Origin of the sequence: Paenibacillus sp. FSL R7-277, from assembly GCF_000517965.1 — a bacterium.
GTDB lineage: Bacteria > Bacillota > Bacilli > Paenibacillales > Paenibacillaceae > Paenibacillus_AQ > Paenibacillus_AQ silagei.
On record NZ_ASPX01000029.1, the window covers coordinates 54,432 to 66,690 of the forward strand.

Consider the following 12,259-nt stretch of genomic DNA (forward strand, 5'->3'; position numbering starts at 1 on the left):
CACAATGACTGCTGAAATAATAAATAACAAGTACCCGCACGCTTAGGGTGCATATAGAAGGAGAGAGCATATGAGTACTTCCGTAATTGAATCCAAAGGGTATATATCCGGCGTCACCGCGCCTTTTATCGAGGAAATGTCCGAAATTACCCATCACATGTGGTCGCTGGGCTGGGATGAGCTGAACGGGGGCAACGTCAGTTACCTCCTGGATGAAGAAGAGGTAGCCAAGTATATCAATATCCGCGAGCCGCTGCGCACGATCAGCCTTACCTTCCCTGTAGCCGAGCTGGCGGGCAAATACTTCATCGTTACCGGATCAGGCAAGTATTTCCGTAATGTGATCAAGGACCCGGAGGCCAATCTGGGTGTGCTGCGTGTCAGCAGCAGCGGCGAGAGTGTGGAGGTGTTATGGGGATTGCGTAATGACGCTGTTCCGACCAGTGAGCTGGCTTCCCACTTCATGAGCCATATCGAACGGCTGAAGGTAGATCCGGCGCACCGGATTGTGCTGCATACCCATGCAACAAATGTAATTGCCATGACCTTCACCCATGATCTGGATGAGCTGAAATTCACCAAGACGCTGTGGGAGATGTGCACAGAATGTCTGGTGGTCTTCCCGGATGGCGTCAGCGTCATTCCCTGGATGGTGCCGGGGAGCAGCGAGATCGGCCGGGCCACCGCTGACCGGATGAAGGAATACCGTGTGGTCATCTGGCCGCAGCATGGGATATTTGTTACTGGTGCGACGATGGATGCCACCTTCGGACTGGTTGAAACGATTGAAAAAGCCGCGATTGTCTATAACCTGATCGGCGGAAGAGAGATTCGGCAGAAGATCACCGATCAGCAGCTGGCAGATCTGGCTGCAGCCTTCCGAGTGACTCCAAAAGCCGGAGTGCTGGACTTATAAGACTTACCAAATCTCTTGTACTAGCAGTCATTTGCATTTGCCGCCGGGAACCGTCATACTATGCTTACTTAAAGTAATCATCAAGTAAGTAATCATCGTATGAAATGGAGGCTAGTGAATTATGAATGCTGCTGCATTGTTTGAACCTTTTGAATACGGAGGCTTGTCCCTCAGTAACCGTGTGGTGATGGCGCCGATGACCCGGGTGCATTCTCCTGAGGGCGTACCTGGCCCTGAGGTGGCGGCGTATTACCGCCGCCGCGCGGAAGGCGGGGTGGGTCTGATCATTACCGAAGGCACGGCCATCGATCATCCGGCGGCAGTCAGCGATCAGGATATCCCGAACTTTCATGGCGAAGCCTCCCTTGCGGGATGGGCGCAGGTCGTGCGTGAGGTGCATGCTGCCGGAGGCAAGATTATGCCTCAGCTCTGGCATGTCGGCATGGCCCGCAAGATCGGTGAGGGGCCTAATGCTTCGGCGCTGCCGATCGGTCCGTCCGGGCTGAATCTGGCCGGAGAGCAAGTCACAGAGCCGATGACTAAGAGCGAGATTCAGGCCATCGTCAGTGCCTTCGCCAAGGCAGCGAAGGCAGCCAAAGCCGTCGGCTTCGACGGCATAGAGCTGCACGGCGCCCACGGCTATCTGATCGACCAGTTCTTCTGGGAGAAGACTAACCGCCGCACCGATGAATACGGCGGCGATCTGGAAGCCCGCACTACCTTCGCGGTGGAAGTGATCGATGCCTGCCGCCGTGCGGTAGGACCGGATTTCCCGATCGTACTCCGCTTCTCGCAGTGGAAGAGCGGGGCCTATGACGCTAAGCTGGCGGAGACGCCGGAGGATCTGGCCCGTTTCCTGACCCCGCTCAGCAATGCCGGGGTAGATATCTTCCATTGCTCCACCCGGCGGTTCTGGGAGCCTGAATTTGCAGGCTCTGAGCTGAATCTGGCGGGCTGGACGAAGAAGATTACGGGCAAACCGGCGATTACAGTGGGCTCTGTCGGCCTGGACAGCGCATTCACCAGTGCGGTTATGGAGAAGAATGAGGATAACAACCTTGAGCGGCTGCTGCTCCGGCTGGATAAGGGAGAGTTCGATCTGGTGGCGGTAGGCAGAGCCTTGATCAGCGATCCGGCTTGGCCTGCCAAGGTACAGGCAGGCAAGATTAACGAGATTATTCCGTTCACCTCGGAGTCTACCAAGACATTGTATTAATCAATAGAGCTTGATCTGTAACACCCTGTGCCAAGCCATTAGGTTAGACTTCAAGTCTATCAGCTCATGGCTGCCTGCATGGGGTGTTTTTTTGCGGGTGAATCTTTGAAGATGTACTGATTGTTACTGTTTCTTATAATAATGCCAATATGCCAACACTCTTCTGTTTCCTCTCGAATACTGCTATTAATATAGCTGGATTTAGCTTGAGAGGGGAGCTGGAAAATGGCCATTTTATCTACAGGACCGATTGAGAATAATATTGCAAGCAATACGGGGACCCGGCCGACTCAAAGGGTAACACTCAAAATAGACGGCCGTAATATAACCGGATTCTTCGATATTCTTATTTTGGGTTATACCCTGAACGGCATACGCACCTTATATGTGCAGGAGGAGATCAGTGTGGCCCCCTCCCAAGTGGTTACCAAAATTTACTATGCAGACCTGGATGCTTTTGAATTCGTGTTCAACACGACAGGAACGGCAGTCTCCGAAGCGCAGGTATCCCTATGGGGCCAAAATGCCAGCGGGCAGTTGGTGACAGCACACCGGCTGGTCTCGCAGGAGTTGCTGGGAGAAGAGCCAACAGGAGTCACCGGAGCCACAGGAGTAACGGGAGCCACAGGAGTAACGGGAGCCACAGGTGTGACGGGTGCAACGGGTGTGACGGGAGTAACGGGTGCGACGGGTGCGATGGGTGTGACGGGTGTGACGGGGGTAACGGGGGTAACGGGTGCCACTGGAGTAACGGGTGCAACAGGTGTGACTGGTGTAACGGGAGTCACAGGCGTACTGGCGTCATCTTATGCTTATATTTTCAATACGGCGGCTCAGACCGTGGCTACCGAAGCGGATGTTACTTTTGACAGCAATGAGAGTCTTGTCGGCTTCTCGCATACCCCTAATACAGCTCAGATTAATGTTGAGAATGCAGGAGATTATGCGGTAATCTTCATTGTCACCGCAGTGGAACCGAATCAGTTCACTTTGTATCTGAACGGTGCACCTGTAGGTGGCAGCGTCTATGGTTCAGGAGCGGGAACACAGCCTAACCCCGGGATGGTGATTATCTCTGTAGTCCCCGGCGATGTAATCACTTTAAGGAACCATTCCAGTGCCGCTGCAATCAATTTACAGACCTTAGCCGGAGGAACGCAGATCAACTCCAACGCATCAATTTTGATCTATAGGCTTGGGGGTTAAGACGTCCGGCGGCAAGCTGGCTGTAATAAATAAGTCCAGGACCTTTCATTATAAGTCCGGGCTTTTTTGTCGTATAGGAAATTATATTATTCGTCTGTTGTGGATAAGAGGCATAGCGTGGGAAGAAGTACTCTTTGAATGATCCGGAGGCCGCATGAGTATATGAGGAGCTCAAAATGTATGCGGAAAACAGCATATATTTGCTAGCGCGCAGCACATGATAAATTATCCTTCTATTTCTCGCTGAAACGGTACCGTCCTTTAAAAGGGCGGCAAAGCGTTTCCACTTGCGCTGGAGATACTCCTGAGTTGCGTGCCTCATACTGAAGCTCTATGCAATAAGTTATTTTAAATCTCATGTTATACAAGACGCAATAGTCAGACTACTGACTTGCTCTCTCTTCCTGTCGACGCGCGGTAGGACCGGATTTCCCGATCGTACTCCTTATCCCGGCCCCAGGCGGAACTTCTTCTCGCATACAGACTTCGCGCTATCCCCTCTGGATGTATGAGTCGCTACTACCTCTCCGTCATACAGGATTGTGCAGCTTATCCAAGTGGCATCGGCATCCTTTTCTGCTTGTACCCTGGTAGAGGTTAACGGTATGAACGTGTCTTTGGGGACAGCGAATTCCTCTCTGTAAGGGAGTTCGATAGAATCGAAATATACACTCTGCGGATGGTCACGGGCATTGACTTCCACCTCCAGATTAAGTGCTGCATCACTATCGCTTTCAATTAGCACCTCTACGAGTATAGCGTCCGCTTCCGGTTCAACCGTTGCTGTTGACTCCTCAGCTTTCTTTTCAGGTATTGGATCTGTAGCTGTTCCACAGGCTGACAATAGGATCACTACTCCTGCTAGTACAGCCAGCATCCAAGGATTCTTAAGAATGCCCAGTGATTGTAGCCCTCTATTCATGCCGGTTCTCCTCTCTATGCCCAAGATAATATCCGATCATCTCATCTATAAAAGACATCATTGCGCTATCCATGCCCATCACGACAGGAGTCGCACCGTCAGCGGGCCGGATCATTTCCCAATATCTATACAGCAGCGTCTCATTACCTTCAAAAAGGTCCATCGCCATGCTATATAAACGGCCAGCCAGCGCTTGAGCTTCTGAAGAATAGGGGGACGAGGCCATCAACGATACGGCTTGCTCTAAAAGGCGTACAAGCTCCTCCGCTTTGTTGCTGCCGCCGCCCAGGATAGGGAGACGCTTAAGCAGCTCAACCTCCTCAACAGTTAGTGACGGCTCCTCCCTGAATTCGGCTGGAATGATTCCATCGCTTAGAGGACGGTCATTCATAGCCGCAAGGACCTGCATTAAATCTTGCAGATGCTCTGTACCTTTGAGCCGGAGGGTATGAAGAGTAGACCTGAGATAATACTGCTTGCGGCTTAACTCTTCTTTTTTTTGTTCGATCAGCTCGATCTGCTCATGCAATGATGCTATCCAATGGTCATGTTCATCCGCAGGGCTCTGATTCTGTAACAGCTCTTTTATTTGCTCTAAGGTGTAGCCGATCGATTTCAATAACAGAATTTTTTGAAGCCGGATTACAGCTTGGTTATCGTAGAAGCGGTACCCGTTCTCAGAGACCCTTGTGGGCTGCAGCAGTCCAATATGCTCATAGTGGTATAAGGTTCTTTTGCTGATATTCGCTGTCTTCGCTAAATCTCCTATACGGATCATAGTCACGACTCCCTCCTTATCATCACTATAAACGATAACGTATACGTTACAGTAAAGCCCCTAGCTCCTGAAATGTTCAGAATGGATTATCTTGGGAGCGGTATGATATAATTTTACATTAGAAAAGCACGGAAAATATGGGGACATCAGCAGAGGATGTGACTTTAGCATGGCGAAGGGGAGCAAGGATTACGGGCAGTATTTCGATTTCACGGATGCCAAGATCGTCAGCGAGACTGAAGGCAAGACCACTTACCGGATCAAAGGCAGGAACGTGCAGATCAATAGCCAGCCCGATTACAAGGAAGGCAAGCGGCGGGGCAAGGAAGAGATTGAAGTGCTGTATCATTTCGACATTCCGCCGGAGATGGCGGATTTCGGTGCAGGCAAGAGCTATCATATTACCACCTACGGCTGCCAGATGAATGAGCATGACACGGAGACGATGAAGGGTATGCTGGAGCAGCTCGGCTACCGGGCGGCTGAAGACCGCAGCGAAGCTGATATTATACTACTTAATACATGTGCGATCCGCGAGAATGCGGAGGATAAGGTATTCGGAGAGCTGGGCCATCTCAAAACACTGAAGCTGGAGAAGCCCGGCCTGCTCCTGGGGATCTGCGGCTGTATGTCCCAGGAGGAGGGCGTGGTCAACCGGATCATGAGCCGGTACGGCTTCGTGGATCTGATTTTTGGCACACATAATATCCACCGCCTGCCGGAGCTGATTAAGGAAGCGGTGTTCAGCCGCGAGCTGGTCATTGAGGTCTGGTCCAAGGAAGGCGATATCATAGAGAATCTGCCGAAGAAACGGGAGGGTCTGCGCGCCTGGGTGAATATTATGTACGGCTGCGACAAGTTCTGTACGTATTGTATTGTGCCGTTCACCCGGGGGAAGGAGCGGAGCAGACGTCCCGAGGATGTCATTGCCGAGGTGCGGGAGCTGGCCCGCCAGGGCTTCAAGGAAGTAACGCTGCTGGGGCAGAACGTGAACGCCTACGGCAAGGATTTTACGGACATTGATTATACCTTCGGCGACCTGATGGACGACATGCGGGGGATTGATATTCCGCGTATCCGGTTCATGACCTCGCATCCGCGTGATTTTGACGATAAACTGATTCATGTGTTGGGCAAAGGCGGCAATCTGGTGGAGCATATCCATCTGCCGGTGCAGTCGGGAAGTACAGCCGTGCTGAAGCGGATGAGCCGCAAATATACCCGTGAAGCCTACCTGGAGCTGGTCCGTAAGATTAAGGTAGGCGTGCCGGATGCGGTGCTGACTACGGATATTATCGTCGGCTTCCCGGGTGAGACGGAGGAGCAGTTCGAGGAGACACTGTCCCTGGTGCGCGAAGTAGGGTATGATATGGCGTATACCTTCATTTATTCTCCGCGCGAAGGGACTCCGGCAGCCGGGATGGACGATAATGTTCCGTCAGAGGTTAAGAGCGCGCGTCTCCAGCGTCTGAATGATCTGATCAAGGAGCAGAGCCGTCTGGGGAATGAGCGGATGCTGGGCCGGCGGGTGGAGGTGTTGGTGGAAGGTACGAGCAAGAATAATGCCCGGATGCTGGCCGGACGTACCCGTGACAGTAAGCTGGTGCATTTCGAAGGCCCGTCCTCCCTGATCGGCACGCTGGTGCAGGTGAGCATCACCGGCGCGAAGACTTGGTACATCCAGGGGGACTATCAGGCGGAAGCCGCAGCGGTCCTCTAATTATAGAGAAATGAGGCGAGAAGAATGAGCCAGGAAGAAGCACGACTGAATGAATATGGCATGCAGACCCACAATACCCGCGATTTAATTGTCCGGGAGGATATTATGGGCAAGGCGAAGGACTTGGCTGTACTCATCTCCACCAGTGAGGAGGTCCGTCATTTCCAGCAGGCCGAGCAGAAGATTCTGAATCACGAGCGTGTGCAGGGACTTATTGCTACAATTAAGAAGAAGCAGAAGGAGATCGTGGCGTTCGAGAGCTTTAAGAACCAGGCGATGGTCGCGAAGATTGAACGTGAGATTGAAGAACTGCAGGATGAAATCGACAGCATCCCGGTCGTGAACGAGTTCCAGCAGAGCCAGAGCGATATCAATTATCTGCTGCAGATGGTGATTTCAGTGATCAGGGATACCGTTTCGGATAAAATCAATGTGGAAGCAGGCACCGAGGCGCCGCCCTCCACTTGCGGAGATTAATGCAGAATCACCCGGGGGCGGATGTGAATCCGTCCCTTTTACATATCTGCGGCCTGCTCCGGTTGATTTTGGGCGGACAGGTTTGGTACATTAAAAGATACGAACAACAAACAATAGCTGCGGCAAAGGATGATCTATAGTGACTGAGAACGCGGAACAAACCTATAACGCCAAGAAGTACCGCACTCCGGATGGCGTTCCGGCGGATATTGTCATGTTTACACTGACCAAGCGCGAGCGGAAGACCGTCACGAAGACGCTGCCGCTGCGCGAGCTGAAGGTGATGCTGGTCCGGCGCAAAAAATGGCCGTGTGCGGGCATGTGGGCCCTGCCGGGCGGCTTTTGCCAGGAGGATGAATCGATCTATGATGCTGCTACGCGCGAGCTGAAGGAAGAAACCGGTGTGGACGGCGGACATCTGGAGTATCTCGGCGTCTACAGCCAGCCGGGCCGTGATCCGCGCGGCTGGATTATCAGCCATGCTTTCTTTGCTCTGGTGGAGGAGTGGATGCTGGAGCAGCGGCAGGCCTCGGATGATGCAGGCGAGGTTGGCCTGTTCACACTGCAGGAAGCGCTGGAGGAGCTGGAGCTGGCTTTTGACCACCATGATATTATTACCGATGCCTACCTGCGGATTCAGCAGCAGATGCTGCAGACGACGATTGCCCGGCAGTTCCTGCCGCGTCATTTCACGCTGAGCGAGCTGTACCAGGTGATCCAGACGGTGGTGCCGGAATTCAAAGAACCGAATTTTATCCGCAAAATTACGTCAACACGCAGCCGTCAGGGTATATTAAAAGAAGTGAGCGATGAAGCGGGGAATCCGCTCAGCTCCAATCAATACTCCCAGCGCCCGGCACAGCTCTATATGTTCACGGACCATGAGCCGTTATTATCCATTTATACGTAAGCTGCCGGGAAGTGCAGGCCCATTAACCTTTTAGGAGGCTATCCTACCATGAGAGCACTGATTGTAATTGATTTCACGAATGATTTCGTTGACGGGAACCTGCCTGTCGGCCAGCCCGGCATCGATATTGCGCCCAGAGTCAGTGAACTGACGGAACAATTCGTGCGTAGCGGGGACTATGTGGTGATGGCTGTAGATCTGCATGAAGCGGATGACCCGTACCACCCGGAGACCAAGCTGTTTCCGCCGCATAATCTGCGGGGAAGCGAGGGGCGTGAGCTGTACGGCAGCCTGAAGGCTGTCTACGAGGCGAACCGGGAAGCCATCTACTGGATGGACAAAACGCGTTACAGCGCCTTCTGCGGCACGGATCTTGCGCTGAAGCTGCGTGAACGGGGCATTACCGAGGTGCATCTGATCGGGGTATGTACGGATATCTGTGTGCTGCATACGGCAGTGGATGCCTACAACCACGGCTTCGGGATTACGGTGCATGAGGATGCCGTCGCCAGCTTCAATCCTGACGGTCATGTATGGGCGCTTGGACACTTCCGCGGCAGTCTTGGCGCGAAGGTTGTCACGGGCGCTATAGAGAAGTAGCACATCAGCAGAGACAGAACCCAAATACAACAGTGGAATGACTAGGAGATGAGGACTTGAGGAGAGAACTTGCTCTACATACAGACAAATACCAGATCAATATGATGTATGCCCATTGGATGAATGGAACACACAAGCGCCGGGCGGTGTTCGAAGCCTATTTCCGCAAGCTGCCGTTCGGCAACGGCTTCGCTGTATTTGCCGGGCTGGAGCGGATCGCCCAGTATATCGCCGAGCTGCGGTTCACGGAAGAGGATATCCGCTACCTGTCGGAGCAGGAGGAGAACTATGCGCCGGCCTTTCTGGAGGAGCTGCTGCAGTTCCATTTCCAAGGCAGTCTCCACTCCATGAAGGAAGGGGCCCTGGTGTTCCAGGATGAACCGCTGATCCGGGTCGAAGGCACGATTATGGAGGCGCAGCTTGTCGAGACTGCGATCCTGAACTTCATGAACTATCAGACGCTGATTGCTACCAAGGCGTCACGGATCAAGCAGGTGGCCCCGAATGATACGCTGCTGGAGTTCGGAACGCGCCGCGCGCAGGAAGCGGATGCCGCAGTCTGGGGCGCTCGCGCCGCTTATGTCGGCGGCTTCCATGCGACTTCTAACATGCTGGCCGGCAAAAAGTTCGGTATCCCTACGAAGGGCACCCATGCCCATTCCTGGGTGCAGAGCTTCCCGAGCGAGCAGGAGGCGTTCGACGCTTACGCGCGGGTAATGCCGGACGGCGTGACGCTGTTGGTGGATACATTCGATACCCTGCGCAGCGGTGTGCCGAATGCGATCAACACGGCGAAGAAGCTGGAAGCGCAGGGCAAACGGATGAATGGCATCCGGCTGGACAGCGGTGACCTTGCTTATCTGTCCCGCAAGGCACGCGAGATGCTGGATGAAGCCGGGCTGCAGTATGTGAAGATTGTGGCCTCCAATGATCTGGATGAGAACACCATCATGAACCTGAAGTCGCAGGGGGCGGCGATCGACACCTGGGGGGTCGGAACCCAACTGATTACCGCTTCGGATCAGCCTTCGCTGGGCGGCGTCTATAAGCTGGTCGAGATCGAAGCGCCAAGCGGCGAGATGATCCCCACGATCAAGATCTCTTCGAATCCCGAGAAGGTATCCACTCCCGGCAAAAAGGAAGTCTACCGCATTATCGGCCAGAACGGCAAGGCGCTGGCTGATTATATCAGCTCCGCCGATGAGCCAGCACCCCGCAGTGGAGTGCGGCTGAAGCTGTTCAACCCGCTGCATCCTTATATGAAGAAGCATGTGGAGCGTTACGACGCGGTGCGGATGCTGGAGCCGATTGTAGTGAACGGGTTCCAGGTCTATACCCTGCCGGAGCTGGCGGAGATCCGCCGTTACCATGAGGAGCAGCTCGACCTCTTCTGGCCGGAGTACTTGCGCAAGCTGAACCCGGAAGTGTTCCGCGTGAATCTCAGCGAACAGCTATGGAACCGCAAGCAGCAGCTGATTGCAGAGCATATGATTACCGATGTGGAGTAACCGGACCGTAGTGCAGGAATAGAGATGTTGACTTAGCCCCTTCAACCGGATGAATTGTCTTCCGGCTGAAGGGGCTGTTGCTGCATCAATGGAGGAAGGCCGCTGGGCAGGCTCCTATTTGCTATCATAACGGGCACTTCTTACGTAGGACCATATGCTTATTGACATAGATTCTCTGGAATAATATATTAAATATGTTCCTATTTACAATTTTGGTAGAAGAAGATTATTTTTTTGGGACAAAAGTTTAAGCGCTTTAACTTTTGTCCGGCAGGCAGCATCCGCAATATCCAGTAAGGAGGTGAGCTTTTCCTACAGCTGTCCGTTTGTGAATACAATGGGTTCTCTTAAGTATCCACCCCAACCACAAGGAGTGAATGGATGATGAACAAGCAAGGGAAACGCAAGCTGCACTGGAAAAGTCTGATGCTTCTATGTCTGGCCATATTTATCCTGCCTGCCGGGTCTGCCTTCGCCGCTGTGAACAAACCGTTCCCGCAGCACACCACCTATACAAGCGGAACCATTAAACCGAATAATGTCACTCAGACCGTCATGGATAACGCCGTCAAGACCAAATGGGATGCCTGGAAAGGCGCATATCTTAAGCCTGCCGGAACAGGAAAATATTATGTGAAATATAATTCAGCCGGGGAGACGGTCTCTGAAGCACATGGCTATGGCATGCTGTTCACCGTGCTGATGGCCGGCTACGACAGCAACGCACAGACCTACTACAACGGACTCTACAATTATTACACAGCACATCCAAGCGCCATCAACCCCTATCTGATGTCCTGGAAGCAGAACAGCAGCTTCCAGAATATCGAAGGGGAAGACTCCGCAACCGACGGAGATATGGATATTGCCTTCTCGCTGCTGCTGGCCCACAAGCAATGGGGAAGCAGCGGAACCGTCAACTATCTGCAGGCTGCGACGAATATGATTAACGCCATCATGGATAATGAGATTAATCAGACCCAGTGGACGATCCGTCTCGGGGACTGGGCGAACAGCGGCTCATACAATACGGCTACCCGCCCTTCAGACTTCATGCTCAATCACCTGAAGGCCTTCCAGGCTGCTACAGGGGATGCCCGCTGGCAGAATGTAACGAACAAGACCTACACCTTAATCAACAGCCTCTACACCGGCTACAGCTCAACCACCGGCCTGCTGCCGGACTTCGTGGTCTACTCCAGCAATACCTATAAGCCGGCTGCGGCTAATTTCCTGGAGGATGCCAACGACGGCAACTATAACTATAATTCCTGCCGCACCCCGTGGAGGATCACCACCGATTATCTGCTGACAGGCGATAACCGGGCCTTATCCCAGCTGAATCAGCTGAACAGCTGGATCAAGACCAAAGCAAGCAATACGCCGGGTAACATCAAGGATGGCTATAAGCTGAACGGAACCACCTTCGGCAGCTATAACAGCGGCGCATTCTATGCCCCCTTCGGCGTAAGCGCAATGACCTCCTCCGCCAACCAGAGCTGGCTGAACTCCCTGTGGAGCCATACGGCGAACAGCGCGGCAGAGGATTACTATGAAGACAGCATCAAGCTGTTCTCCATGATTGTCATGTCAGGCAACTGGTGGGCGTACTAAGCGTTACCTAGCAGCTTCCCGGTGTAAACCTGGTGAAGCTGCTTTTTTAATTGATTAGGAAATTATGATTTACGTCCGATATGGATAAGTTGTGCATAAAGTTGGGGGAAGTGTCTTGGAGCATCGGCAGGATGACTATATTCTGGATCAGTAATAGGAATGACTTCGCTGATTTCACCGAATAGCCGGATATGGTCGAAAAACCGACCACATTCGGTGCGGCAGAGGTGTGTGGGCCGGATATGGTCGAAAAACCGATCACATTCGGAGCGGCGGAGGTGTGTGGGCCGGATATGGTCGAAAAACCGATCACATCGGTGCGACCCCCTTATCCCGGAGTCCTCCGTATAAAATCGGTACTTGTCGTAGATATGCTCTTTATTTCGCTTTTT

At 52.9% G+C, this 12,259-nt stretch carries 12 protein-coding genes; 10 read left to right on the top strand and 2 right to left on the bottom strand.

What is annotated here, in order from left to right; translation table 11 throughout:
- Window positions 1-70 precede the first annotated feature (70 nt).
- The 3 genes from rhaD to C173_RS34465 all read left to right on the top strand — a co-directional run bounded on the left by rhaD (window position 71) and on the right by C173_RS34465 (window position 3,338).
- Window positions 71-916: a rhamnulose-1-phosphate aldolase gene (gene rhaD, locus C173_RS11310; protein WP_036724847.1), complete on the top strand. Its 846-nt coding sequence runs from the start codon at window positions 71-73 to the stop codon at window positions 914-916.
- Window positions 917-1,037: 121 nt separating this feature from the next.
- Window positions 1,038-2,132, top strand: a complete 1,095-nt coding sequence (locus C173_RS11315; RefSeq protein ID WP_036724848.1) for an NADH:flavin oxidoreductase — start codon at window positions 1,038-1,040, stop codon at window positions 2,130-2,132.
- A 225-nt stretch (window positions 2,133-2,357) separates the two neighbouring features.
- On the top strand, window positions 2,358-3,338 hold the full coding sequence (locus C173_RS34465; RefSeq protein WP_081751118.1) for a BclA C-terminal domain-containing protein: 981 nt from the start codon (window positions 2,358-2,360) through the stop codon (window positions 3,336-3,338).
- 445 nt (window positions 3,339-3,783) lie between these two features.
- On the opposite strand, the gene C173_RS11325 is transcribed toward C173_RS34465, so the two are convergent.
- Window positions 3,784-4,260 carry a hypothetical protein gene (locus tag C173_RS11325; RefSeq protein ID WP_036724850.1) on the bottom strand — a complete coding sequence of 159 codons (477 nt, stop codon included), beginning with the start codon at window positions 4,258-4,260 and terminating at the stop codon, window positions 3,784-3,786.
- A complete protein-coding gene (locus C173_RS11330) occupies window positions 4,253-5,038 on the bottom strand; it encodes a MerR family transcriptional regulator (protein WP_036724852.1) in 786 nt (261 codons plus the stop codon). The genes C173_RS11325 and C173_RS11330 overlap by 8 nt, the downstream gene beginning before the upstream one ends.
- Window positions 5,039-5,207: 169 nt before the next feature.
- Here C173_RS11330 and miaB point away from each other — a divergent pair, with 169 nt between their 5' ends.
- The 7 genes from miaB to C173_RS34955 form a co-directional block, all read left to right on the top strand.
- Window positions 5,208-6,758, top strand: coding sequence for a tRNA (N6-isopentenyl adenosine(37)-C2)-methylthiotransferase MiaB (miaB, locus tag C173_RS11335; RefSeq protein ID WP_036724853.1), 1,551 nt, complete (start codon window positions 5,208-5,210; stop codon window positions 6,756-6,758).
- A gap of 24 nt (window positions 6,759-6,782) precedes the next feature.
- On the top strand, window positions 6,783-7,235 hold the full coding sequence (locus tag C173_RS11340; protein ID WP_036724854.1) for a RicAFT regulatory complex protein RicA family protein: 453 nt from the start codon (window positions 6,783-6,785) through the stop codon (window positions 7,233-7,235).
- A gap of 139 nt (window positions 7,236-7,374) precedes the next feature.
- Window positions 7,375-8,145, top strand: coding sequence for an NUDIX domain-containing protein (locus tag C173_RS11345; protein ID WP_036699096.1), 771 nt, complete (start codon window positions 7,375-7,377; stop codon window positions 8,143-8,145).
- A gap of 48 nt (window positions 8,146-8,193) precedes the next feature.
- A complete protein-coding gene (locus tag C173_RS11350) occupies window positions 8,194-8,745 on the top strand; it encodes a cysteine hydrolase family protein (RefSeq protein ID WP_036724856.1) in 552 nt (183 codons plus the stop codon).
- 56 nt (window positions 8,746-8,801) lie between these two features.
- On the top strand, window positions 8,802-10,253 hold the full coding sequence (locus tag C173_RS11355; protein ID WP_036724857.1) for a nicotinate phosphoribosyltransferase: 1,452 nt from the start codon (window positions 8,802-8,804) through the stop codon (window positions 10,251-10,253).
- 381 nt (window positions 10,254-10,634) lie between these two features.
- Window positions 10,635-11,867: a glycosyl hydrolase family 8 gene (locus tag C173_RS11360; protein WP_235191857.1), complete on the top strand. Its 1,233-nt coding sequence runs from the start codon at window positions 10,635-10,637 to the stop codon at window positions 11,865-11,867.
- 191 nt (window positions 11,868-12,058) lie between these two features.
- On the top strand, window positions 12,059-12,259 hold a 201-nt coding region (locus C173_RS34955), incomplete at its 3' end, for a hypothetical protein (RefSeq protein ID WP_235191858.1).

Bases quoted from the DNA above. Each gene is read 5' to 3' on its own strand.
- C173_RS11325 (WP_036724850.1), bottom strand. From the start codon at position 4,260: ATGAATAGAGGGCTACAATCACTGGGCATTCTTAAGAATCCTTGGATG.
- rhaD (WP_036724847.1), top strand. From the start codon at position 71: ATGAGTACTTCCGTAATTGAATCCAAAGGGTATATATCCGGCGTCACC.
- C173_RS11350 (WP_036724856.1), top strand. From the start codon at position 8,194: ATGAGAGCACTGATTGTAATTGATTTCACGAATGATTTCGTTGACGGG.
- miaB (WP_036724853.1), top strand. From the start codon at position 5,208: ATGGCGAAGGGGAGCAAGGATTACGGGCAGTATTTCGATTTCACGGAT.
- C173_RS11315 (WP_036724848.1), top strand. From the start codon at position 1,038: ATGAATGCTGCTGCATTGTTTGAACCTTTTGAATACGGAGGCTTGTCC.
- C173_RS11330 (WP_036724852.1), bottom strand. From the start codon at position 5,038: ATGATCCGTATAGGAGATTTAGCGAAGACAGCGAATATCAGCAAAAGA.
- C173_RS11340 (WP_036724854.1), top strand. From the start codon at position 6,783: ATGAGCCAGGAAGAAGCACGACTGAATGAATATGGCATGCAGACCCAC.
- C173_RS34465 (WP_081751118.1), top strand. From the start codon at position 2,358: ATGGCCATTTTATCTACAGGACCGATTGAGAATAATATTGCAAGCAAT.
- C173_RS11360 (WP_235191857.1), top strand. From the start codon at position 10,635: ATGATGAACAAGCAAGGGAAACGCAAGCTGCACTGGAAAAGTCTGATG.